Genomic DNA, 18,262 nt, shown 5'->3' with positions numbered 1-18,262 from the left:
CCTGTGGTCGGGCAGGCCGCCGCCGGCGAGGCACCGGCCGGCCCGCTCGCCGGTCCAGCCATCAGGTGGAGCGCTGGCCCTGGCGGTGGGCCCTGAGCCACTCGGTCAGCGCCTCGAGTGGCATGGGCCGGGCGAACAGGAAGCCCTGGAAGACCTCGCAGCCATGCGCCTTCAGGTACTCGAACTGATCGCGAGTCTCGATGCCCTCGGCCACCACCGCGAGGTCGAGCTCGCGGGCCAGGGTGATCACTCCCTGGCAGATGGCGGCGTCCTTGTCGCTGGCGGTGACATCCTTCACGAAGCTGCGGTCGATCTTGATCTTGTCGATCGGCAGGGTGCGCAGGTAGCCGAGGCTCGAGAAGCCGGTGCCGAAGTCGTCGATGGCGGTGCTGATGCCCATGCCGGCCAGGGCATTGAGGATGTCGATGGCGCCGTCGGTGTCCTTCATCAGGATGCCCTCGGTCAGCTCCAGCTCCAGGTGGCGGGTCGGTAGCCGGGTCTCCTCCAGCACGCCACGCAGGGTGGCGAGGAAGCTGGGGCGGTGGAACTGCATGGGGGAGAGGTTGATGGCCATGCGTCCCTTCAGCAGGCCGTCGTGCACCAGTCCCAGGGCATCGCGGCAGGCGCGCTCCATCACCCAGCGGCTGAGGGGGATGATCTGGCCGGTCTCCTCGGAGACGGGGATGAACTCGGCGGGAGAGATGAACCCCTTGGTGGGGTGGCGCCAGCGCACCAGGGCCTCGAGCCCGTCGACCCGGCCGTGGGCATCGAGCAGCGGCTGGTAGTGGAGCACCAGCTGGTCGCGGTCGATCGCCTCCTGGAGCTCGTTGCGCAGCGTCACCCGCTGGGAGAGCTTGCTGTCGAGGTCGCCGGTGTAGACCTGGAAGGCGTTGCGCCCCTGCTGCTTGGCCTTGTACATGGCCATGTCGGCATGCTGCAGCAGCTTCTCGGGGTCCTCCTGGTCATCGTCGTTCACGGCGATGCCGATGCTGGCGGAGATGTGCAGCTCATGGCCTGCCACCTTGTGGGGGCGGGTCAGCTCCAGCAGCAGCCGCTCGGCGACCTCCTGGGCGTCGTCGGCGTGGGCGAGGTCCGGCAGCAGCAGCACGAACTCGTCGCCGCCGAAGCGCGCCAGGGTATCGGTGGGGCGCAGGCCCCGGGCGAGGCGCCGGGCCACGCTGACCAGCAGCTTGTCGCCGACCTTGTGGCCCAGGGTGTCGTTGATCGGCTTGAACTCGTCCAGGTCGATGAACAGCACGGCGAGGGTCTGTCCGTTGCGCCGTGCCAGGGCCACGTCATGGGCCAGGTGGTCGCCGAACAGCGCCCGGTTGGCCAGGCCGGTCAGCACGTCGTGGGTGGCCTGGTAGGCGAGCTGGTTCTCCTGCTCCTTGTGTTCGGAGATGTCGCTCATGATGCCCACGAAGTGGGTGACATGCTGGTCGGCATCGCGCACCGGCGAGAGGAACAGCTGGTTCCAGAAGGGCGTGCCGTCGCGGCGGTAGGAGCGCAGGGTGATCGACAGGCTCTCGCCCCGGGTCAGGGCCTGTCGGATGCGCTCGACGTCCCGGTGGTCGGTGTCGGGGCCGCTCAGGAAGCTCGGGGTCCTGCCCAGCACCTCCTGGGCCAGGTAGCCGGTGATGCGGGAGAAGGCCGGGTTGACGTAGATGGCCGGGAACCCCGGCTGGCGGGCATCGCTGATCACCACGGCGTTGCTGCTGGCTTCCAGGCTGCGCTCCAGGATGCGCAGGCGCTCCTCGGCCTCGACCCGCCGGCTGACGTCCTTGGCAATGCCGAACACCCCGTCGACCCGGTCATTGACCATGATCGGCAGGAAGGAGACCTCCAGGTGCTGCTGGGGGCCGTCGTGCCGGCGGTAGCGCATGGCGAAGGCGTGGGGGCGGCCGGCCGAGGCACTGCGGAAGGCCGCCTCGAGCTCCTGGACGTCGCCGGGCGGGGAGACCGTCTCGGTGATGACGGCATGGAAGTGGCGGCCGAGCAGCTCCTCTTCCCGGGCACCGGTGATCGCCTCGGTGACCGGATTGATGCTGCGGTAGGTGCCCTCGGTGTCCAGGGCGAACACCGCATCGGGGTTCTGGGTGAACAGCGAGCGGAAGCGCTGCTCGCTGAGCCGCAGTGCCCGTGCCTGCTCGCCGCGGAAGGCCACCAGGGAGCGGCCGATGATCAGCTGGTAGGAGAAGAGCAGGCCGAGCAGGCCCACGGCGATCGGCAGCATGCCCTGCAGGGAGGCCAGCGAGATCGGCCCCGACAGGGCCGACACGGTCACGCCGGGTCCGTTGGGCAGCCGGGCCGTGTCCGAGGCGAAGGGGCGCGAGGCGACCTCCTCCTCACCGCTGTCGGCCGCCAGGGTAGCCAGCGGTCGGCCCTCCCGGGAAAAGTCCACCCGGAAGCTGCCGGTATCCAGGCGCGATTCCCGCTGGATCAGCACCGCCAGGTCGATCACTCCCAGCATGGTCTGCCGCGGGTTGTCCGGGGTGGCGACGGCGACCAGCGCCAGTTGGGGGCGGTCGGGGTCGGGAAAGTGCCAGGCCATGTCGTGGGCGCGGGCCTGGGTGCGCCGCAGCCAGCCGAGGGTCTGCGGCGAGACCAGCTGGTCCATCAGCCACAGCAGCGCCTCGGGGTCGCGCCCCCGGCGCCAGCGCGTCTGCGTCTCGCCATCCACGAAGGCCAGCGCCTGGAGGCTCGGTACGTCTGCGAAGTAGCTGCGGGCCTCCTCCTGGCGCACGGCAGGCTCGGGCAGGCCGTCACCGGCCTGCCAGCGGCTGACCATGCGCCGGATCAGCTGGCTGCGCGAGTCGGCGATCTGCTCCATGTTGGCGGTCAGGTTGCCGACCAGCTTGTCGGCCTCGGCCACGCGGGCATGGTGCTGGGTCCAGCTGCCCAGGAACCAGACGCCGATGCTCAGCGAGATGCCGACGACTCCGACCGCCACCGCGGCGCGGTGCAGGTCGAGTACCGGCCCGTCGCTGCGCCGAGCGATCAGCAGCAGCCCTACCCCCAGCGCCATGGCGAAGAGCCCGCCGAGCAGGGTGAAGTCGTCGCTGACCGCGGTCCGCACCACCCCGGCCTCGGGCGAGAGGTGGCCGATGACGCCAATCAGGCCAAGGCCGATGGCCAGCAGGGCGACCAGGCGGCGCATCCGGCGACAGGTCCGGCTGTGCAGGCCGGCCAGGCAGCAGAAGGCGAGCAGCAGCAACAGCAGGGCCGGCGTGGTGGCCAGGCGAGGGTGGCCGGTCAGCCAGGAGAGCCCGCCGTCGTCCGGTCCGGCCAGCAGGTTGTGGGCCAGGTTGTAGCCGCCGAACAGCAGCATTGCCACCACGCACGCCAGCCGCCCCGGGCGGTGGTCGCGCACCAGGGCGGTGAGTCCGCCGCCGATCAGCAGCACGGTGAGTGAGCCGTCGAAGCTAAGCCGCCACTGTGGGGGCAGGGGGAAGCGGGGGAAAAGCTCGATGAGCAGCCCGGCAAGCCCCATCAGCAGGCTGCCGGCGAGCAGGATCAGCAGGCAGGCCTGGATCGACAGATCGCGATGACTGGGTCCCATGGGCGGGTCTCGGTCCCTTTGTACTCTTGTTGTCCGTTTCAGCTGTTCAGCCATGGTGAAACCGCGCGGCCATGCTGCGTGGCTTTTCTCGACTTGGCAAGTGCGGCAGGGGCATTCCTTACGCCGTGTCAACCGGAGCCGCCTAGGGTCGCTGCCGTGGCATGGTGCCACGCCCGGCGGTCTGCCGCTCGGCGGGTCGCTGCCCGGGGGTGGTGTCGCCCCGCGGCTGTGCCAGAATGGGGCGGCCCCGGCCGGCAGGTCGGCACACCCACGCCACGCGAGCAGAGGAGATCGCGAGAATGACCGAGCAAGCGGCGAGCCGGGACGCGATACCCGTCGGCATCAGCGCCTGCCTGATGGGCGAGCAGGTGCGCTACAACGGGGGCCACAAACGCTCACGCTACTGCCTGGAGGTGCTCGCCGAGCGCTTCGCCTTCGAGCCCTTCTGCCCCGAGCTGGAAGCCGGGCTCGGCGTGCCCCGCGAGCCGATCCGGCTGGTCGGTGCCCCGGGGGAAGCGCCCCGGGTGGTGGGGACCGTTGATCCGAGTCTCGATGTCACCGAGCGCCTGGCCGAGGTCAGGCGCGACTTCATCGCCCGCCACCGACACCTGCGCGGCTTCATCCTGATGAAGGGCTCGCCGAGCTGCGGCCTGGAGCGGGTCAAGGTCTACCGCGAGAACGGCATGCCCAGCCACTCGGACGCCGGGGCCTTCGTGCGCGAGCTGCGTCACCACTTCCCCGAGCTGCCGCTGGAGGAGGAGGCGCGCATGAACGACGCTGTGCTGCGCGAGAACTTCATCACCCGGGTCTACGCCTACGACGACTGGAAGCGCCGGGTCGAGGCCAACCCCAGCTACCACGAGCTGCTGCAGTTCCATAGCCGCCAGAAGTACCTGTTGATGGCCCATCACGTGGAGACCTACCGCGAGCTGGGACGCTACCTGGCCGAATCGAGCCGGCGGCCCCTGGACGCGGTGATGGGTCACTACCTGCGCCGCTTCATGGCGGCGCTGGGCCGGCCCGCCACCCGCAAGACCCATGCCAATGCGCTGATGCACGTCTTCGGCTTCCTCAGGGAGGCCCTGGACGGCGAGACCCGCCAGGATCTGCTGGCGGCCATCGAGGACTATCGCCTGGGCCACGTGCCGCTGGCCGTGCCGATCCGCCTGCTCGACCACTACCTCAAGCGCCACGGATCGGACTATATCCGCGGCCAGACCTACCTGGACCCGCACCCCTACGAGCTGGGCCTGCGCAACGCCATCTGAGGGCCCGCCGGGGTCAGGGCTGCCGCTCGCCGCGGGTCGAGCGCAGCAGCACCCGGTCCAGCGCGCGGGTGGCCAGCAGCCGCTTCAGGGTGCCGAACAGGTGGGTGGGCAGGGTCACGTAGTAGCGCGCCCTGGGGCGCGGGCTCTCCAGGGCATGCACCAGCCGGTCGACCACGGCCTCGGGCCCGAGGGTGAAGCGGCCGCCATCGTTGCGGCCGGCCAGCCGCGCCTCGACGGCGCGATAGGTGTCGGCGTGGGCGCTGCCCGCGACGTCGATATGCGCCTTGAAGGCGCGGTAGGCGTTCTCGCGGAAGCGGCTGGCGATGGGGCCCGGCTCGATCAGGCTGACGTGGATGCCGGTACCGGCCAGCTCCAGGCGCAGGGTATCGGTCAGCCCCTCCAGGGCGAACTTGGAGCAGACGTAGGCGCCACGGTAGGGCAGGGCGGCGAACCCCAGCACCGAGCTGTTCTGCACGATCCGCCCGCCGCCCTGGCGCCGCATCACCGGCAGCACCCGGCAGGTCAGCTCGTGGGTGCCGAGCAGGTTGGTCTCCAGCTGGGCGCGCAGCACTTCGCGGGAGAGGTCCTCCACGGCCCCGGGCTGGCCGTAGGCGGCATTGTTGAACAGCGCGTCGAGTCGCCCCCCGGTCTCGGCCAGCACCGACTTGACGCAGGCGTTGATCGACCCACTGTCGTTCAGCTCCAGGGGCAGGGCGGTCAGGCCCTCGTCGCGCAGCCGCGCCAGGTCCGCCTCGTGGCGGGCGGTGGCGAATACCCGCCAGCCGCGTCGGGCCAGGCCGTGGGCGGCGGCGTGGCCGATGCCGCTGGAACAGCCGGTGACCAGCACGCTGCGGGCAGGGGTCTCGGAAGGGTCGGGCATCGCAGGGGGCTCCGGGCAATGGGATCGAGGGCGGGCCGTCGGGAACGCGGCGCAACCCCGAACTCTGTCGCCTGGCGGGCGTCCATGCAAGCCGAACGCGAAGCCCCTACAATGCTCCCTCCTGCCGAGAGCGCGACGCCATGCCCGATTCCCTGAGCCCCGCCCAGCGCCTTCACCGCCTGACCGAGCGGCTGGCCGAGTGGCAGCCGCTGTGGCGCCCGCTGCCGTTCCAGCACGCTCCCGTGCCCTGGGCCGAGGCGCATCCCCGGTTGCACGCGGCCCTGCTGGCCCTCGATGACGCGGGGCTGTCCCGGCTACAGGCAGACCCCTTCGACGCCTCGCCGTTGGCCCCCTGGCTCCCCGTGGACGCCCTGGCCGAGCTGGTGGCGCTGCCGCGCCTCTCCCCCGATGCCGTGTCGCTGCCCGAACCCTGGAGCCAGCACGTGGGCGGACGCAAGTGGCAGCAGATCGAGGCCTTCCTGCCGCGGCTGCGGCTTGCCCCGGGCGAGACGCTGATGGAGTGGTGCGCCGGCAAGGGTCACCTGGCCAGGAGCCTGGCGCGCTGGCATGGCGTGGAGGTGACCGCCCTGGAGTGGCAGCCGGCCCTCTGCGAGCAGGGCCGGGAGCTGGCCGCTCGCCAGGACGCGGCGGTGCGGATGGCGGTCCAGGACGTGATGGACGAGGACGCCGCTGGCTGGCTGTCGCCCCGCACCCATGTGGCGGCGCTGCACGCCTGCGGCGACCTTCACGTGCGCCTGCTGGAGCTCGCCGCGGCAGCCGGCAGCGCCGTGACCCTGGCGCCCTGCTGCTACCAGCGCACGGCCGAGCCGGTCTATCGGCCGCTCTCCCGGCAGGGGCGAGCCCTGGCCGAATCCCATGGCCTGACGCTCTCCCGGGACGACCTGTCGCTTGCCGTTCAGGAGACCGTCACCGCCCCGCGCCACGTGCAGCGCAGCCGCGAGCGGGCCGGCGCCTGGCGGCTCGGCTTCGATCGGCTGCAGCGCGAGCTGCGCGGGGTGGACGAGTACCTGCCGGTGCCGAGCCTGGCCTACGGCCGGATGCCGGCGACCTTCGAGGGCTTCTGTCGCTGGGCCGCGGGGCGCAAGGACGTGGCGCTGCCCCCGGGCGTCGACTGGGCACGGCTCGAGGCGGCGGGGTGGCGACGCCGGGCCGAGGTGGCGCGCCTGGAGCTGGTGCGCCACCTGTTCCGCCGGCCCCTGGAGGTGTGGCTGGCGCTGGATCGCCTCTGCCTGCTCATGGAGGCCGGGTTCTCGGCGGAGCTGGGGACCTTCTGTGACCGCGAGCTGACCCCGCGTAACCTGCTGCTGCGGGCCCGGCGTCCCGCCGCGGGCCGAGCCCCGGCGGGCTTGCCGCCTGTCAGCCCTGCTTGCCCACCAGCCAGTGGGTGACGCCCAGGGCGATCACCACCGCGGCAATGGCGAACAGGTGCTCGGCCGAGATGGTGTCGATATCCAGGATGATGACCTTCCGCGCGATCGCCATCAGCGCCGTGGCGATGACCAGGCGGATCGGCAGGATGTTGGTGCCCAGGTAGAGGCGGATGTTGATGAAGATCTCGATGGCGATCAGCACCACCATGAAGGCGCCGAAGATGACGAAGATGTCGCTGACTTCGAAGATGAAGTAGGGCGGCGTCATGAACTTGCTGTAGAGCACGTAGACGACGTCGAACACCCCCCACAGGATCACCAGCACCATCAGCATCGCCAGCAGCTTCACCGCGTAGCGGATGACCACGTGCAGGTGACGAATCAGCGGGTCCTCGTGCTCCTTCGGCAGCTCGTCATGGACCAGCTGGGGCTGGACGGGAGGGGGAGGCGGGTCCTTGTCCATGGTCGGCGTTTCCTGTCAGGGAGGGAGGCTTGGCCGGGCGTCACGAGCGCCATGCACCCGGTAGCTGTAACTTAAGGTAAGCCACTTCCCGGCGCCAGCATTCGACCTCAGGGGGTCCCTGTCGATGCCCCGCGGCGAGGCGCTGAGTCCCCGTCGCTCTCGGACGGCTGGCCCTTGAGCCAGTCGTCAAAGTACTCGTCCATGCGCGCCAGGGTCCGGGCATACCAGGTCTCGTCCTTTTCGATGGCCCGGGTGGCATTGAGTGGGTGGGTGGGAATGTGAAGCCGCATGTCCACCCCGCTCGGCGGGTGGGTGCTCACCCGCATGGCCGCCGAGTGGCGCGCCGGGCCGTAAGGGATATGCCGCGCCAGGTCGGCGAGCCGCTCGGTGGTAGTGGCGAAGCGGATGAAGGCCCGCGCCGTCTCCGGATCCCGGGCATGGCGAGGAATGGCCCATGTCTCGTGCTCCTGAACCTGGCCATCCCAGAGGATCTCGATGGCGGCGCCCTGGTTGACCATGGCATCGAAGAAGCGGCCATTGTAGCCCGAGGCCATCACCACCTCGCCCTGGCTCAGCAGGCGTGGCGGCTCGTCGCCGGCTTCCCACCAGCGCGTCTCCTCGAGCTCGCCCAGCCGCTCGAGGGCCAGCCTAAGGCCGCGCGGCGTGCTGAGCAGCCGGTAGAGCTCTTCCCGGGGGACGCCGTAGGAGAGCAGCGCCCACTCCAGGTTGACCGCCGGGGTGAGCTGCAGGGCCCTGGGGCCGGGAAATCGCTGCTGGTCGAAGAGGTCGGCGATGCGGGTGGGACGCTGCCCGGGAAAGGCGTCGGGTCGATAGGCCACGACCGTGGCGAACAGCGAGTGGGTGAGCGCGCAATCGCCGATGGCGCCGGGCAGGAAGTCCCGCTCGGCGGGGGTGCCGTCCGGTGCCGGTGCCGGCAGCCCGTGCGGCAGTGGCTGCAGCAGGCCCTCCCGGCAGGCGGCCATGGCCTGGCTCCGGGTCATGTCGATCACGTCCCAGGGGGCCTCGCCGGCTGTCACGGCGCGGCGCAGCCCGGCGAGGCCGCCGTCATAGCGGTCCACCTCGATGGCGATCCCTGTCCGCTCGGTGAAGGGCGCGAACAGGGCGTCGCGCTGGGCCCGTTCGTAGGCGCCCCCCCAGCTCAGCACCCGCAGCGGCTCGGCGACGGCGGCCGGGCCCAGGGCGACCATCATCAGCAGTGCGGCGAGCAGGCGGCTAGCCATGGCCGTGTTCCTCGCGGCGCAGCGCGTCGCTCTGGTGAAGGTAGGCGTGGGCGATGTGAACCTCGTAGACCACGCCCCGGAAGACGCCCTCGTCCACCACCGCCAGGGCCTCGCCGGTCACCTCCTCCAGCAGTGCCATGGCCTCCCAGAGGGAGGAGTCGGGGCGCAGGACCGGCCGCTCGGGGGCCACGCAGTCGCCCGCCCGGTACCGGCTGCCGTGCTCCTGCCGGGCCGCCTCGAGGTCGGCCAGCGCCACACAGCCGTGGTAGCGACCCCGGGCGTCCACCAGGAAGGCCTCGCCGTGTCGTTCCCGTGCCAGCGCGGCGATGGCGTCGTCCAGGGAGGCGTCGGGGGCGAGGGTGACGCAGTCCCGGGTCAGGTAGTCCACCACCGGGGTCTCCATCAGCAGGGCGCGGCCGCGTCCCGAAGAGAGGTCCAGGCCACGATCACGCAGCTGGATGTCGAACAGCGAGCGGCCGAACAGCTGGGCCGCGATGGGGCTGGCCAGGGTCACGCTGGCCAGGGCGGCGGTCGTCAGGGCGTAGTTGCCGGTCAGTTCGAAGACGATCAGCAGGCTGGTCAGCGGTGCGCCGATCACCGGTGCAGTGACGGCGACCATGCCGCATACCGCATAGAAGATGAAGCTCTCCTGGGCGGCGCCGGCCAGGTTGGCCACCAGGGTGCCGCACAGCGCGCCGAACAGGGTGCCGATCACCAGGGCGGGACTGAACACGCCGCCGCTGAAGCCCATGCCGAGGCAGAGGGCGGTGGCGGCGATCTTGAGCAGCAGCACCACCAGCAGCTCTCCGCCGCCGAAGGCCCCGGCGATGGTGGCGAAGCGTAGCGCCTCCTGGCCGATTCCGAGGATGTCGGGGACCCAGAGTGCCATCGTGCCGAGCAGTGCGCCGGCCAGGGCGGGACGCCACTCGGGCCGCAGCGGCAGCCTGGCGGCAAGGCGGCCTACGCCGAGGATGGCGTGCATGTAGGCGCCGGCGACGAGCGCGCCGAGTCCGCCGATCGCCACGAAGAGACCGAACTCCCAGGCCCGCGGGACCGCCGTGTCGGCCACGTGGAAGAGCGCTCCCTGGGCCAGCGCCTGGGTGGCGATCACATGGCCGACGATCGCGGCGGCGGCGATGGGCGCGAAGGCGCGCAGGGCATAGTGCCGCAGCACCACCTCGTGGGCGAAGACGATGCCCGCCAGCGGGGCATTGAAGGCGGTGGCGATGGCCGCGGCCACCCCGCAGGCGATGGTGATGTTGTCATCCGAGCGGCCCAGGCGCATCAGCCGTGCGCCCAGCGACCCCAGGGTGGCACCCAGATGCACCAGCGGGCCGTACTGCCCCACGGAGGCACCGGTGCCCAAGGAGATCAGGGCGCTCAGCGCAGTGATGCCTCCGGCGCGGGCCGGCAGCCTGCCGCGGCGGGTCTGCACGGCGGCGATGGCGTCGGCGGGGGTGTGGGGGCGTTGCTCGGGAATGGTGCGATGCAGGTAGCCGACGATCAGCCCGCCGACGGCCGGCACGGCAATCGTGGTCAGGACCAGCAGCTCGGGGAGAGCGAACATCATCCGGCTGCGGGGGGAGATCAGCAGCAGCTCGTTGAGCCACAGCACACCCCGCACGAAGCCGGCGGCGAACAGCGCCGCCACGCCGCCGACGGCGGCGCCCAGCAACACCAGCCCCAGGAAGCGCAGCACCGGCAGGGGGCCGCGGCCGATGGTCGCCGATGGGATCTCCATATCCAAGGTGTAGGTGTCAGTTCACCTGCGGTCCACCCTGGATCGGCACGCGCGGCGGCCGGATAACGGCAGGGGCCCGCCCCGGGGAGGCGCTCAGCCCTTGCCGAAGCGGCGATGCAGCCAGGCGTTGATGGCGTCGGACTCGTAGAGCCACTCCTCGCTGCCGTCGTCCTGGGCGATCCTCAGGCAGGGCACCTTGATCCGGCCGCCGCCCTCGGCCAGCTCGCGGCGATGTTCCGGGTGGAGCTGGGCGTCGCGGACCTCGATCTTCAGCCCCAGGCGGGCGATCTCCTTGCGCACCTTGACGCAGAACGGACAGGTACGGAACTGGTAGAGCGCCAGGGACTGGCAGGCCTCGTCGACCCGGGCCTGCTCCTCCTCGGAGCGTTCGATGGCCTGGGGAGTGGAGAGCTTCTCGGCGATCAGCACGACCGGCGCCAGCACCAGGCGCAGGCCACGGAAGAAGGTGCGAATCAGGATTCTCATCGGCAGCGATGGACCTCGGAGTCGTTGGACAGGGGCGCCCATGATGCCTGCGCAGGCCGCGCCTGGCCATCCCCTCGCCCAGCGGGGAACTCGAGGCGCAGCGGGTTCTCCTCGACTGCCCAGGTGCCCGCTTCCAGGGTCTCGCCGCCCTCGCCCTGCACCACGTAGCTGCGCTGGCCATGGTGACGAAGGACGCCGGCCAGCCGGGCCAGGGCGTCGGCATCGTCACCGCCGAGAAGGCCGATCCGCCGGTCCGGCGCCATCCAGAAGCGTGCCCGCCCGGCGGTTTCCAGCGAGCGGGGCGGCTCGGGGAGGCCGCTGGCCTCGCGCCACGCCCGCAGGGCCCCGGTGGTCCCGATCACCAGCAGCGGCTCGTCCGCGTCGCCCCGGGGAGCGGCGGACGCCTCGAGCGCCTCGGCCTCGCGCCCCAGCACCCGATGGGCCAGCGGGCCCAGGGCCTCGTCCAGGGCCTCGTCCAGGGCCAGCACCCGGGTGGCCGGGTCCAGGGTGAGCTGGCGCAGGATGGCCGGCATGGCGCCGGGGTGGCGCAGCAGGTCCGCGTGGGGATCCACCTCCAGGGCCCGCGGGCGCGAGGCCAGCGGTATGCCGAAGGATTGTTGGGTCCCCTCCATATGCTGGATGAGCCGGACCGGGCCCGCCTCGGTCTCCACCACCAGCGGCACGGCCATCGGCCAGGGGGCGTGGGCGCCGCGCTGGTGCAGCTCGCCGCTCAGCCAGTAGCCGTCGTCGCGGGGCTCCACCCGCACCGACGCCAGGTGCAGCGACGGGCGGCCGGGCCGGGTGAGCCAGGGAGTGACGAGGTCTTCCGCGGGTTCGCCGGCGGCCTCGCCGAAGGCCTCGATCAGCGCCGCCCAGTCGGCGGTGCGGTGCATCCAGGACTCGGCCAGCTGGCGCAGGCCGCGGTCGAAGGCGTCGTTGCCTATCCGCTGGCGCAACATGTGGAAGAGCATCGCACCGTGCTGGTAGCCGATCAGGCGACCGGCCGGGTCGGGGCCGCCGCGGAAGTCGACCAGGGGGATCTCCTCGCCGGAGGGCAGGGCAGCCAGGTCGGCCAGCCAGCGGCGACGCATCGCCTCGGCCTCGCCTCGCCGTTCGGCCAGGGCATAGTCGGCCAGGTAGGTGGTGAGGGCCTCGGCCCAGTTGCCGCTCGGGTAATCGACCCCGACGCCGGCCCCCCACCAGGCGTGCATCAGTTCATGGGGCAGGGAGGTGTCGGGAATGAAGGGCAGCGGGATGACGCGCTCGCCGAGCAGGGTGAAGCCCGGAAAGGCCAGGCCCACCGGCGCCGGCGTGGCGGCGATGGAGAAGCTGCCGGTGGGCAGCGGGCCCAGCCGGGCCTGGAAGAGAGCCAGGTGCTCGGTGGCGTGGTCCAGGTAGGTCTCGGCGAAGGCCGCGTCCAGCGCCTCCGGGAACAGGGTGCGCAGCCGCACGCCCTCGACCTCGCGTTCGCGCAGCCGCCAGGGCCCGGCGGCCACCTCCACCTCGCGGGCACGGGGATGGTGGAAGCGGGCCTGCCACTCGTCGTCGACCAGCGCCTCCTCCTGCAGCGAGCCGCCGGCCGCGGCCCGTTGCCCCTCCGGCACCCGGATCGTCAGCCACAGGGGGCCGGCCGCATCGGCCAGGTGGGGGTACCAGCCGGCCCGGGTCGGCAGCAGGGTGCCCTCGACGGCCAGGCGATGGCGGTCGTGTTCACCGGCCTCGGGCAGGGTGCCTTGCCAGCGCAGCGTCACGGTCTCCTTGCCACCCGGCGGGAGCCGCCAGCGCCCCTCGGCGTCTCGGGTGAGCGCGAGGTCCCGGTCGCCGCGGCGGGCCTCGGTCATCGTGAGCCCCTCCAGCAGCCGGAAACGGCCGCCCGCCGGCAGGGCCTGGCGCAGCTCGCCCTCCAGCTGGCGGGTGGTCGGGTCGAGCCGTATCCACAGGGTGCGGGCGGCGGGGTCCTGTGGCGTGCCAGCCCAGGCCATCCCCGCTGCCGCCAGCCCCAGCAGGGCGAGCAGCCCGGCCGCCAGGGCGCGGGCGGGCCGGCTCATGGCGTCGCGACCGGGAAACGGACCAGCCGCTCTTCGGTGGCGCCGTTGCGCTGCAGGGTGAGCGGCAGCAGGGTGCCGGGCGTCTGGCGGCGCACCAGGGCGGTGAGGTCGGCCGGCGCCTGGAGCGGTCGGCCCGCGGCGGCGGTGATCACGTCACCCGCCTCGAGGCCGAGCGATTCGGCGAGGCTGTCGGGGACCACCTCCATCACCTGCAGGCCCGCCTCGTGGGCCGCGATCAGCACGCCCAGCCGCTGGGGCTCGGGCGGCTCGAAGCCGCGCTCGTCGCCGAGGGTGAAGAGGGCATCGGCGACGCCCTCCGGCGGCGTGCAGCCCTCCTCCAGGCTCCAGGGCAGCAGGGTGCGATGGTCGCGGATGCCCAGGTCGTCGAGCTGGTGGGGCACGCCGTGGCCGAAGGTCAGGTGTCCCTGGCCCATCAGGCCCACCACCAGGGTGTCGGGAGCCGTGGCCTCGGCGAGGCCGACGGCCATGGCCCGGTCCCAGACGAGCTGGGCCGCGACGAAGCGCGTCAGGCCCGCCTCGTGCTCGCCCTCGCTGGGATGGCGGGCGTAGACCTCGCCCAGCGCCTCGCGATAGGCCTCGCTGGCGGGTGCCGGCGGGGTGATGGCGTGGCGCTCTGCCGCCGGCACCGCCTCCCAGCCCGCCTCGACCAGCCGACCGCGCAGGGCCGGGGTGACGTTCAGCGCCACCAGCGGGAGGCGGTGCATGCGGGCGAAATGCAGGATCGGCAGGTAGAGCTCGGGGTCGTAGCCCCAGGCCTCCTGCCAGCCGCTCGCCGCGAGGAACTCGGCCTCGTCCAGCTCGCCCGTCACCCAGGCGTCCAGTGCCGGCTGGGCCTCCCGGGGCAGCATCTCCAGGCCGATCACCATGCGCGAGTGATGGGCGTGCAGGGCGGCCAGGGTGTGCAGCTGCCAGCGGTGGTGGGCCAGGCGTTCGTGCTGCTCGCCCAGCAGCACCACCCGGCTGGCGGCCAGTTCGCCCATCAGGGTATCGCCGGCGATCGCCTCTCCGTCGCGCTGCCACTCGCCGGGGGCGGGACACTCGTCGGCCGGGGCGGCCGCGGGAAGGCCGAACAGGGCCAGGGCGAAGAGCGGGGCGGCAAGGGGAGGGCGACGACGCGGCATGGGATCTCCTGACGAGGGACGACGAGGCGCTGGCCGCTACGATAGCGCAGTCGGGGGGGCGGCAGGAAAGGGCCGCGATCAACGCGGATCGCGGCCCGGGGGGGAAGCAGGGCGCGCCAGGCTCAGTAGTGGCGACTGAAGCGCCCGTGGGGGCTGTCGTGCATCAGGCGGTCGAACTCCCGTCCGCTCATGTGCACGAGGGTCTCGTGGTCACCGGCATCGAAGTAGATGTCGGGCTGGTGCAGCAGCATGTCGTCCACGTAGACCTGGAGCCCGTAGGCCTGGCCGACCGGGCTGGTCGCACCGGCGTCGCAGTCCCGGAAGTGCTCCATGATCTGCTGTTCGGAGGCGAGCTCGACCTTGTGCTCGTCGAACAGCCTGGCCAGCTGTTCGAGGTCGGCGTCGCAGCTGCTGGGCACCACGGCGAGGCGGTAGCCGGAGTCGCTGTGCAGCATGACCGCCTTGGCCATGCGGTCGCCGGAGACATGCGACTTCTCGGCGATGCGGCTGGTGATCGTCTCGCGGGGGTGGGGAAGCTCCTCGAAGTCGATGTCGCAGGACCTGAGGTACTCCCTGAGGGTCATCGGCATGGTCATGACACACTCTCCTTCGGCCGCTGGGGCCGAGTACTGGCGGTGGCTGCCTCCCTTCCGGCTGAACGGTCGTGTCCCTTCCCTGAGGATAGCCCGGTTGCCGTCGCGCAGCGGGCCGAACGGGGCTCTAGACTGAAAATTGTCGGGATGCCGACATTTCCACCAGGTAAGGGTCGAGACGATCCGGGAGGTGTAGCATGAGCCAGCAGTATCGCGGCACCTGCTTCTGCGGCGCCGTCGCGGTGGAGGCCACCGGCACACCGGTGGCAATGGGGTATTGTCACTGTGCGTCCTGTCGACACTGGTCGGCCGGGCCGGTCAATGCCTTCAGCCTCTGGTCGCCCGATGCGGTGCGCGTCACCCAGGGAGTCGAACAGCTGGGAAGCTACCAGAAGACCCCCAACAGCCTGCGCAAGTGGTGCCGTTCCTGCGGCGGCCACGTGCTGACCGAGCACCCGGAGCTGGGGCTGATCGATATCTATGCGGCGCTGCTGCCTGATCTGCCCTTCGAGCCGGCGCTGCATGTTCACTACCAGGAAGCGGTGCTGAGGGTGGCCGATGGCCTGCCCAAGCTGCGCGACGTGCCAGCGGAGATGGGAGGCAGTGGGGAGACTCTGCCAGAATAGGGGACCAGCAAGGGCCGGCGCGGCGGGAGGCCGTGCCGCCCTGCACCCTGTCTTTTCCCCCTGAGGTCCCGGATGATGCATCGCCTGCCGAATCGCTCTCTGCTCCTGATCCTGCTGCTCTTGCTCGGCGGCTGCGGTGGCGAGCCGGACCTGGTCGAGGTGCCGCTGCCGGTGCTGGCCAACGAGCCGGCCGCCCACGACGGCCGCCGGGTGGCCACCCAGGGAGTGGTACGCCACTTCGAGGAGCCGCTGCACTACTGGATCGAGGACGAGGACCTGCACCGGGTGGAGATCTTTCCCCACGACGAGATCGCCCCCCACCTGGGGGAGGCGGTCAGGGTCGAGGGGGTCTTCGCGTTCTCGCCCAGCGAGGGGCGCCGCCTGACGCTGGAGCGCGTCACCCGCCTTTCGGACCGCGACTGACGGCCGCCACTGCCGGAGAGGAGAGATCCATGCCAGGGAAGGGAATCAAGGCGGGGCTCGTCGAGCGGCCGCGGCTGCCCACCGGACAGGGGCGCATCGAGGCCATCGACCTGGCCCGCGGCATCGCCATCGCGCTGATGATCCTGAGCCACACCGTGAGCGGGCTGCTCGGCATTCGCCAGGTGCCCGACTGGGGCATGGTGCCGATCCACCTGCTCACCAAGTTCTCCTCGTCGCTGTTCATCGTGGTCTTCGGCATCGCCCTGGCGGTGGCCTTCCTGCCCCGCGCCGGGGAGCCGGGCTGGCCGCAGCGCCGGCTCAAGCTGATCCTGCGCGGGGTGGAGGTACTGTTCTGGTACAAGGTGCTGACGGTGGTCGAGATGCTGCCGCGCTACGCCCCCGAGGACATCCTCGACACCCTGCTCTATCAACGCTTCCCGATCTGGGTCGAGATCCTGGGCTTCTATGCCATCGCCCTGCTGTGGCTGCCCTGGGTACTGCCGCTGTGGCGTCGGCTGCCGCTCTGGTCCCGGCTGGTCCTGCCCGTGGCCATCGCCCTGGTCGCCGGGTGGCTGGAGCGCCATGCCAGTTTCTGGGGCATCGAACCGCTCAAGGCGATCCTGGTCGAGGACGACGACCACTACGCCTGGGGCCAGCTCTCGCGGCTCCCCCTGGTGATGGTCGGCCTGCTGATCGGCGAGGCGACGCTGCGCGGCTACTGGCAGCCGGTGGCGCGTCGGCGCCTGGTGCTGGGGCTGGCCGCGGCGGGCGGACTGATGCTGCTGGCCTTCCTCGCCCTGGCGCTGGGGGCGGCGGAGCGCGAGCCCTACGACGCCCTGATGGCCGTGGCCTGGAACCAGGGCAAGCATCCGCCGGAACTGCCCTTCATGCTGTTCAGCCTGGGCGGTGCCCTGGTGATCCTGGCGCTCTGCCTGCTCGGGGGCGAGCCGGCCGCCGCGGCCCTGCGGCCGATCACCGTGATCGGCTCCGATGCCCTCAAGGCCTTCATCTTCCACATCGTGGTGATCTTCGGGGTCTTCCGCTTCCTGCTGGAGGCCTGGCAGGTCTATGCCTACCCGCAGGTGCTGGGTATCGGCCTGGCCCTGGTGCTGGCCACCGCCGGCTGGATCGCCCTGACCGGCTGGCTGCGGGAGCGTCGCTGATGCGCCGGTTTGCCCTGCTGCTGCTGGTGACCCTGGCCTGGCCCGCTTCGGCCGGAGAGATGCCGGGCTGGCCGGCACGGCTCGAGGCGCGGCTGGCGGTCCTGGAGGCCGGGTTCGACGGCGAACTGGGCGTGCATGTGCGGCCGCTGGACGAGGCGCGTCGGTTCGGCTGGCGCGACGACGAGGCCTGGTACCTGGCCTCGCTGGTCAAGGTGCCGGTGGCGGTGGAGCTGCTGGCTCGCATCGAGGCGGGCGAGCTCGCCCTGGACGAGCCGCTGGTACTGCGCGAGCGGGATTACGTGGACGGTGCCGGCCCCACCAACTGGGAGGAGCCCGGGACGACCCTGACCCTGGGCGAGCTGCTGGAGCCGATGCTCACCGTAAGCGACAACACCGCCACCGACCTTGTGATCGCACGGCTGGGCCTCGACGCGGTCAATCGGCGCGCCCGGTCGCTGGTGGCCGACCCCGGCAGCCTGGGGCCCATCACGTCCCTGATCGAGGTGCGACGCGAGGCCTACGGGCGGCTGCATCCCGCCGCCCGAGCCCTGGGCGGAATGGACTTCATCGCCCTGCGCCGGGCCGAGGCGGACGAGTCACGCCTTGAGGCCCTGGCCCGACGGCTCGGGGTGCCGGAGGAGCGCTTCGCCCTGCCGAGTCTCGATGCCGCCTTTGACGCCTACTACGCCAGCGGCTTGAACGCCGGGCGCCTGGATGCCTTCGGCGAGCTGCTGGCGGCCATCGGCGAGGGCAGGGCGCTGGGTCCCGCGGCCACCGCCGAGCTGCTGGCGATCATGGCCAGGACCACCAGCGGCGAGGCACGCCTCAAGGCGGGCCTGGGCCCCGGGATCCGCTTCGCCCACAAGACCGGGACCCAGCATCGCCGCAGCTGCGATGCCGGCATCGCCTTCCACGGCGAAGGTGCCGCCGAGCGCCGGGTGGTGGTGGTCGCCTGCACCCGCGGCGAGCGCGAGGTCGAACCCGCGGAGCGGGTCCTGCGCGAGGTCGGTCGGGCGATCCGCGAATCGGGCGTGTTCGGCTCCGTGGAATGAACCGGGCCCTGGCCCGCCTCTCCCCATGAAGCCCCTACCAAGGTCTAGTCTTTCGATGCCGCTTTCACGTTGACAGCCTTCGGAGCGAGACCTAGCCTTCACGAAGGAGTTACCGGTAACATTTACCGGTAACATCTCGGGCGGATGCCAGGATGACATCCTGATCCGCCGGGACGGTCTGCCCTC

15 protein-coding genes are annotated in these 18,262 nt (G+C 71.5%); 6 read left to right on the top strand and 9 right to left on the bottom strand.

Annotated elements, in window-relative coordinates; translation table 11 throughout:
- Positions 1 to 61 precede the first annotated feature (61 nt).
- Positions 62 to 3,559: a bifunctional diguanylate cyclase/phosphodiesterase gene (locus NFC98_RS11030; RefSeq protein WP_254275034.1), complete on the bottom strand. Its 3,498-nt coding sequence runs from the start codon at positions 3,557 to 3,559 to the stop codon at positions 62 to 64.
- A gap of 299 nt (positions 3,560 to 3,858) precedes the next feature.
- Here NFC98_RS11030 and NFC98_RS11025 point away from each other — a divergent pair, with 299 nt between their 5' ends.
- A complete protein-coding gene (locus NFC98_RS11025; RefSeq protein ID WP_254275033.1) occupies positions 3,859 to 4,827 on the top strand; it encodes a DUF523 and DUF1722 domain-containing protein in 969 nt (322 codons plus the stop codon).
- 13 nt (positions 4,828 to 4,840) lie between these two features.
- Here NFC98_RS11025 and NFC98_RS11020 read toward each other — a convergent pair whose 3' ends face one another.
- Entirely contained in the window at positions 4,841 to 5,707 is an 867-nt protein-coding gene (locus NFC98_RS11020; protein ID WP_254275032.1) for an SDR family oxidoreductase, read from the bottom strand.
- Between the two features lie 140 nt (positions 5,708 to 5,847).
- On the opposite strand from NFC98_RS11020, the gene NFC98_RS11015 reads away from it, so the two are divergent.
- A complete protein-coding gene (locus tag NFC98_RS11015; protein WP_254275031.1) occupies positions 5,848 to 7,116 on the top strand; it encodes a methyltransferase in 1,269 nt (422 codons plus the stop codon).
- On the opposite strand, the gene NFC98_RS11010 is transcribed toward NFC98_RS11015, so the two are convergent.
- The 7 genes from NFC98_RS11010 to NFC98_RS10980 form a co-directional block, all read right to left on the bottom strand.
- Positions 7,085 to 7,561, bottom strand: a complete 477-nt coding sequence (locus NFC98_RS11010) for a phosphate-starvation-inducible PsiE family protein (RefSeq protein ID WP_254275030.1) — start codon at positions 7,559 to 7,561, stop codon at positions 7,085 to 7,087. The genes NFC98_RS11015 and NFC98_RS11010 overlap by 32 nt on opposite strands.
- A gap of 107 nt (positions 7,562 to 7,668) precedes the next feature.
- Positions 7,669 to 8,802, bottom strand: a complete 1,134-nt coding sequence (locus tag NFC98_RS11005; RefSeq protein ID WP_254275029.1) for an extracellular solute-binding protein — start codon at positions 8,800 to 8,802, stop codon at positions 7,669 to 7,671.
- Positions 8,795 to 10,543 (bottom strand): chloride channel protein, encoded by a 1,749-nt coding sequence (locus tag NFC98_RS11000; protein WP_254277828.1) that lies wholly within the window; start codon positions 10,541 to 10,543, stop codon positions 8,795 to 8,797. Before NFC98_RS11000 ends, NFC98_RS11005 begins: the two co-directional genes overlap by 8 nt.
- Positions 10,544 to 10,636: 93 nt before the next feature.
- On the bottom strand, positions 10,637 to 11,029 hold the full coding sequence (locus NFC98_RS10995; protein ID WP_254275028.1) for a glutaredoxin: 393 nt from the start codon (positions 11,027 to 11,029) through the stop codon (positions 10,637 to 10,639).
- Positions 11,026 to 13,077: a M1 family metallopeptidase gene (locus tag NFC98_RS10990; RefSeq protein WP_254275027.1), complete on the bottom strand. Its 2,052-nt coding sequence runs from the start codon at positions 13,075 to 13,077 to the stop codon at positions 11,026 to 11,028. Before NFC98_RS10990 ends, NFC98_RS10995 begins: the two co-directional genes overlap by 4 nt.
- Complete coding sequence (locus tag NFC98_RS10985; RefSeq protein ID WP_254275026.1) at positions 13,074 to 14,219, bottom strand: ChaN family lipoprotein; 1,146 nt, start codon at positions 14,217 to 14,219, stop codon at positions 13,074 to 13,076. The genes NFC98_RS10990 and NFC98_RS10985 overlap by 4 nt, the downstream gene beginning before the upstream one ends.
- Before the next feature lie 122 nt (positions 14,220 to 14,341).
- A complete protein-coding gene (locus tag NFC98_RS10980) occupies positions 14,342 to 14,815 on the bottom strand; it encodes an aminoacyl-tRNA deacylase (RefSeq protein ID WP_254275025.1) in 474 nt (157 codons plus the stop codon).
- A 194-nt stretch (positions 14,816 to 15,009) separates the two neighbouring features.
- Between NFC98_RS10980 and NFC98_RS10975 the strand changes: the two genes are divergently transcribed.
- The 4 genes from NFC98_RS10975 (at position 15,010) to NFC98_RS10960 (ending at position 18,076) form a co-directional block, all read left to right on the top strand.
- On the top strand, positions 15,010 to 15,438 hold the full coding sequence (locus tag NFC98_RS10975) for a GFA family protein (RefSeq protein WP_254275024.1): 429 nt from the start codon (positions 15,010 to 15,012) through the stop codon (positions 15,436 to 15,438).
- 72 nt (positions 15,439 to 15,510) lie between these two features.
- Positions 15,511 to 15,861 (top strand): hypothetical protein, encoded by a 351-nt coding sequence (locus tag NFC98_RS10970; protein ID WP_254275023.1) that lies wholly within the window; start codon positions 15,511 to 15,513, stop codon positions 15,859 to 15,861.
- A 29-nt stretch (positions 15,862 to 15,890) separates the two neighbouring features.
- Positions 15,891 to 17,024 carry an acyltransferase family protein gene (locus tag NFC98_RS10965; RefSeq protein ID WP_254275022.1) on the top strand — a complete coding sequence of 378 codons (1,134 nt, stop codon included), beginning with the start codon at positions 15,891 to 15,893 and terminating at the stop codon, positions 17,022 to 17,024.
- Positions 17,024 to 18,076: a serine hydrolase gene (locus NFC98_RS10960; protein ID WP_254275021.1), complete on the top strand. Its 1,053-nt coding sequence runs from the start codon at positions 17,024 to 17,026 to the stop codon at positions 18,074 to 18,076. The genes NFC98_RS10965 and NFC98_RS10960 overlap by 1 nt, the downstream gene beginning before the upstream one ends.
- The last annotated feature ends 186 nt before the right edge of the window (positions 18,077 to 18,262 follow it).

It is taken from the genome of Halomonas sp. 3H (assembly GCF_024206005.1).
In the GTDB taxonomy this organism is placed as follows: domain Bacteria; phylum Pseudomonadota; class Gammaproteobacteria; order Pseudomonadales; family Halomonadaceae; genus Halomonas; species Halomonas campaniensis.
This window is presented reverse-complemented; position numbering and strand designations above follow the sequence as displayed.

Bases quoted from the DNA above. Each gene is read 5' to 3' on its own strand.
- NFC98_RS11030 (WP_254275034.1), bottom strand. From the start codon at position 3,559: ATGGGACCCAGTCATCGCGATCTGTCGATCCAGGCCTGCCTGCTGATC.
- NFC98_RS11025 (WP_254275033.1), top strand. From the start codon at position 3,859: ATGACCGAGCAAGCGGCGAGCCGGGACGCGATACCCGTCGGCATCAGC.
- NFC98_RS11020 (WP_254275032.1), bottom strand. From the start codon at position 5,707: ATGCCCGACCCTTCCGAGACCCCTGCCCGCAGCGTGCTGGTCACCGGC.
- NFC98_RS11015 (WP_254275031.1), top strand. From the start codon at position 5,848: ATGCCCGATTCCCTGAGCCCCGCCCAGCGCCTTCACCGCCTGACCGAG.
- NFC98_RS11010 (WP_254275030.1), bottom strand. From the start codon at position 7,561: ATGGACAAGGACCCGCCTCCCCCTCCCGTCCAGCCCCAGCTGGTCCAT.
- NFC98_RS11005 (WP_254275029.1), bottom strand. From the start codon at position 8,802: ATGGCTAGCCGCCTGCTCGCCGCACTGCTGATGATGGTCGCCCTGGGC.
- NFC98_RS11000 (WP_254277828.1), bottom strand. From the start codon at position 10,543: ATGGAGATCCCATCGGCGACCATCGGCCGCGGCCCCCTGCCGGTGCTG.
- NFC98_RS10995 (WP_254275028.1), bottom strand. From the start codon at position 11,029: ATGAGAATCCTGATTCGCACCTTCTTCCGTGGCCTGCGCCTGGTGCTG.
- NFC98_RS10990 (WP_254275027.1), bottom strand. From the start codon at position 13,077: ATGAGCCGGCCCGCCCGCGCCCTGGCGGCCGGGCTGCTCGCCCTGCTG.
- NFC98_RS10985 (WP_254275026.1), bottom strand. From the start codon at position 14,219: ATGCCGCGTCGTCGCCCTCCCCTTGCCGCCCCGCTCTTCGCCCTGGCC.
- NFC98_RS10980 (WP_254275025.1), bottom strand. From the start codon at position 14,815: ATGACCATGCCGATGACCCTCAGGGAGTACCTCAGGTCCTGCGACATC.
- NFC98_RS10975 (WP_254275024.1), top strand. From the start codon at position 15,010: ATGAGCCAGCAGTATCGCGGCACCTGCTTCTGCGGCGCCGTCGCGGTG.
- NFC98_RS10970 (WP_254275023.1), top strand. From the start codon at position 15,511: ATGATGCATCGCCTGCCGAATCGCTCTCTGCTCCTGATCCTGCTGCTC.
- NFC98_RS10965 (WP_254275022.1), top strand. From the start codon at position 15,891: ATGCCAGGGAAGGGAATCAAGGCGGGGCTCGTCGAGCGGCCGCGGCTG.
- NFC98_RS10960 (WP_254275021.1), top strand. From the start codon at position 17,024: ATGCGCCGGTTTGCCCTGCTGCTGCTGGTGACCCTGGCCTGGCCCGCT.